Source organism: Pseudoalteromonas sp. AWM4_233 (assembly GCF_056158285.1).
In genome coordinates this window covers 1-2,812 of record NZ_JBSWSZ010000142.1, presented here as the reverse complement: position 1 = coordinate 2,812, position 2,812 = coordinate 1, and the positions used below count along the sequence as shown (strand labels likewise).

General features: G+C 39.5%; 7 protein-coding genes. 4 read left to right on the top strand and 3 right to left on the bottom strand.

Annotation, left to right across the window (positions count from 1 at the left end; translation table 11 throughout):
• Positions 1 to 233: 233 nt before the first annotated feature.
• Together ACXAC4_RS27545 and ACXAC4_RS27540 are read left to right on the top strand one after the other, a co-directional pair.
• Positions 234 to 677: an aminopeptidase N C-terminal domain-containing protein gene (locus ACXAC4_RS27545; protein WP_475168418.1), complete on the top strand. Its 444-nt coding sequence runs from the start codon at positions 234 to 236 to the stop codon at positions 675 to 677.
• A complete protein-coding gene (locus ACXAC4_RS27540) occupies positions 678 to 833 on the top strand; it encodes a DUF2835 family protein (protein ID WP_475168417.1) in 156 nt (51 codons plus the stop codon).
• A 91-nt stretch (positions 834 to 924) separates the two neighbouring features.
• Here the strand turns inward: ACXAC4_RS27540 and ACXAC4_RS27535 are convergent, their stop codons facing one another.
• Positions 925 to 1,245 (bottom strand): DUF3231 family protein, encoded by a 321-nt coding sequence (locus tag ACXAC4_RS27535; protein WP_475168416.1) that lies wholly within the window; start codon positions 1,243 to 1,245, stop codon positions 925 to 927.
• Between the two features lie 224 nt (positions 1,246 to 1,469).
• Here ACXAC4_RS27535 and ACXAC4_RS27530 point away from each other — a divergent pair, with 224 nt between their 5' ends.
• On the top strand, positions 1,470 to 1,721 hold the full coding sequence (locus ACXAC4_RS27530) for a hypothetical protein (protein ID WP_475168413.1): 252 nt from the start codon (positions 1,470 to 1,472) through the stop codon (positions 1,719 to 1,721).
• Positions 1,722 to 1,742: 21 nt separating this feature from the next.
• On the opposite strand, the gene ACXAC4_RS27525 is transcribed toward ACXAC4_RS27530, so the two are convergent.
• Positions 1,743 to 1,973, bottom strand: a complete 231-nt coding sequence (locus ACXAC4_RS27525; RefSeq protein ID WP_475168412.1) for a hypothetical protein — start codon at positions 1,971 to 1,973, stop codon at positions 1,743 to 1,745.
• A 129-nt stretch (positions 1,974 to 2,102) separates the two neighbouring features.
• On the bottom strand, positions 2,103 to 2,339 hold the full coding sequence (locus tag ACXAC4_RS27520) for a hypothetical protein (protein ID WP_475168410.1): 237 nt from the start codon (positions 2,337 to 2,339) through the stop codon (positions 2,103 to 2,105).
• A 241-nt stretch (positions 2,340 to 2,580) separates the two neighbouring features.
• Between ACXAC4_RS27520 and ACXAC4_RS27515 the strand changes: the two genes are divergently transcribed.
• Positions 2,581 to 2,784 carry a hypothetical protein gene (locus tag ACXAC4_RS27515; RefSeq protein ID WP_475168407.1) on the top strand — a complete coding sequence of 68 codons (204 nt, stop codon included), beginning with the start codon at positions 2,581 to 2,583 and terminating at the stop codon, positions 2,782 to 2,784.
• Positions 2,785 to 2,812 lie beyond the last annotated feature (28 nt).

The following is a 2,812-nucleotide window of genomic DNA, read 5'->3' as shown; positions in this document are numbered from 1 at the left end:
GTGTTATGTTAACGTACTTAACCAGTTACATATGCTAAGGTTAACGACGGTTCAGAGATTCACCTCTTACACAGCACCTCTAATGCGGTTGCAGCCAGGAGCTTAAAAGCAACGGCACTGTATTATTTGGCACTTATTGAAAATGATGAGGTAACGATTGGTTACTTTGTTAAATAGCCAGCAAGACAATATGACACTCAAATTATACGTTAAAGCGGTAAAAAATGCCAATCATGAAATTACTGAACAGTTTCATTTCACAATTCGATGCGCAATGGCAACATGATGCTTTAGTCATGGATAAATGGTTTGCACTTCAAGCGACTACAGATAATGATGGCGCGATTGACTTAATAAAGTCTTTATATGATCACCCTTGTTTCGATAAATCAAATCCAAACCGAGTGCGCGCTTTAGTTGGTCAATTTGCGCGCAGTAATCCTGCTCAATTCCATCGTATTGATGGAAAGGGCTATGAACTACTTGCAGATTTATTAATTGAGCTAAATGCAATTAACCCACAGAATGCCTCGAGAATGGTGACGCCGTTTATGTCATGGAAACGTTATGACAGCTCCCGTCAGCAATTAATACAGGCTCAGTTACAGCGTATTGCGAGAATTGATAACTTGAGTGATGACTTATTTGAAAAAGTGGATAAGGCATTAAACGCATAAATGATAGAGTACTATTTTTATTTATCTTTAAGCTATGACGAATGCATGGCTTACTATCGAGGCGATTACGAGTTTGTTCAAGTAATCGAAGATGGTGGTAAAAGCATTCGTTTTCCCGCTAGGTGCTGTGTAAGAGGTGAATCTAACCGTCATTAACCTTTAGCGATTCGTAATGCTATTGTTTTGTCCTGTTACTTCGTTCAGTTACGTATTGCTAAGGTTAAGAGAGGACAAAGGTTTCAACGCTTCAGCACCTTCGAGCAACTTCAGGATCCATAAATCTGGCGCCAGCAGGAATATCGTTTACACAAGCTTCAGGTCTGTCAGGAGGTGAGGGAGGAAGGGCGATCCCGTTTTCCTTTAGCATCTCCTCAATTTGCTCCTGTTCCTGCTTGCAGAGGCGGATGGCTTCTTCAAGCATTTTTTTCAAGTCCCCATCCCCAGAGTGGCTAAGCATCGTTTGATAGGCAGAGGCCATTCCCTTTCCTGCCAGCAAGTAAGACCATGTGCTATAAACCTCGCCATAATGCAAAGGCTCGTCCTTTGGATTTCCGCTTAAAATACCCATTGTATACCTCCCGAAAAGATTCATTTTTTGTGCCGCCTTCCTTGTATTGCACAGCTATATCATGCCCAACAAGTGTCTTAAAATGTCATTGAATATTAAATGGTTAAACTGCCTCAGATTGTGGTAAATACCGTATAAAAGATAGAGGAGATGAAAAACAATGGACCAGACAAAAAAAACATATTATATAGATATTGAAAATGCGCAGATCTACACAGAACCGGTTGAAGACAGCCGAATGGCAGTTTAGAATTTTTGCCACAGATGAAGAACTGGCTCAGTTAAATGAATACATTAATGAGAATTATGATGCAGATCTAAAAACATTTGCCCGTGCACATGTCCCTTTCCTGGAATACCACAAGGAGTCCAAAAATGATGAATATGATGCATCCATGGAAGGCATATATAAAATGATTTATGAACTCGGTGATGAAGAAGCCCGGAGACATATAGAAGGGATGGGAATTTTATAATCGGAAAAATGTGACCGGTCTTTAATCGGACTGGTCGGTTTTGAAAAGAGAATACATAAAAAAAGAACCGTCTGTTCTGTTTTCATCAGAATAACGGTTCTTATATTTGCTCCTGTATAATTGTTCTTTTTTGGTTTTTGTTTTCCTTGTGCGCATGTCCGCATACGCAAATGGGCTTCGATTGCACTCAGGGTTTCTTTTTCCCTCACGTACTGCTTTTTCCCTTAACTTCTTCGCAGCTGATTTAGCCATATGACCAACTCCTTTTCATGATTGTACCATAATGCTTAAATTGGAGGAATGACATTTGTTAACAGTAAGATAAAGAATACAAGACCAATAAGTAAAAAGATAACCGAGCCGAGAACAGCATAATTAGGCCTAAAGCTGAACTCCTCCCTTTTCAGATAAGAATCCTGTCATGGCACTTGCGGTGCTGTCCATAAACCTCGTCACTATACCGCCGGTGCTTGAAAACCATACGGTCAAAGCTGTAAAAACCACACCTGAAAAAAACATGATTTCGATGAATCGGATTGAAAAGGCACTTGAAGCGATCAGGGTAATCAGAGCTTCTGCAGCTAATGTAATAAACAATATAAATATATTTTTTTTCATAATTCCGCCTCCTTATTAGAAATACGCCTGATTTTGGAAAAAGTTTCAATTTTTCTGCAAAGACCTTTGAGAAGGTCTTTTTTTAGTTGACACAACTCTGCAACAACATGCTCATTTAATATCCTTTCTTAAAGATAGGGGAATTTCCCCCCTCTAATGGGGAAGTTCCCTGATATTGAAAAACTCCTCCCGCTTTTACAATAAGGTTAAGGTAATTGTTTGTGAATGAGGAGGAGTTAATATGCAGGCAAAAGCCGCAGTCAACCAAAAAACGGGAAACACATTAAACAATGCGTTTGCATCTCATTTTGCCAAGTCGATGTTTTTATCTGTTACAGCATTAGCTATTCTTTCTTTTATTGGCACTAGAATGTTGACACATGTTGATTTAAACCTTTACGGATATATGGTCGGAACGATTGTGTTTATCGGAGGGTTTTTCTGACAGGTTCATTGCCTGGGGCGAAAGGCCG

Coding starts and splice junctions, on each gene's coding strand:
- ACXAC4_RS27540 (WP_475168417.1), top strand. CDS start 678: ATGATAGAGTACTATTTTTATTTATCTTTAAGCTATGACGAATGCATG.
- ACXAC4_RS27545 (WP_475168418.1), top strand. CDS start 234: ATGAAATTACTGAACAGTTTCATTTCACAATTCGATGCGCAATGGCAA.
- ACXAC4_RS27535 (WP_475168416.1), bottom strand. CDS start 1,245: ATGGGTATTTTAAGCGGAAATCCAAAGGACGAGCCTTTGCATTATGGC.
- ACXAC4_RS27520 (WP_475168410.1), bottom strand. CDS start 2,339: ATGAAAAAAAATATATTTATATTGTTTATTACATTAGCTGCAGAAGCT.
- ACXAC4_RS27525 (WP_475168412.1), bottom strand. CDS start 1,973: ATGGCTAAATCAGCTGCGAAGAAGTTAAGGGAAAAAGCAGTACGTGAG.
- ACXAC4_RS27515 (WP_475168407.1), top strand. CDS start 2,581: ATGCAGGCAAAAGCCGCAGTCAACCAAAAAACGGGAAACACATTAAAC.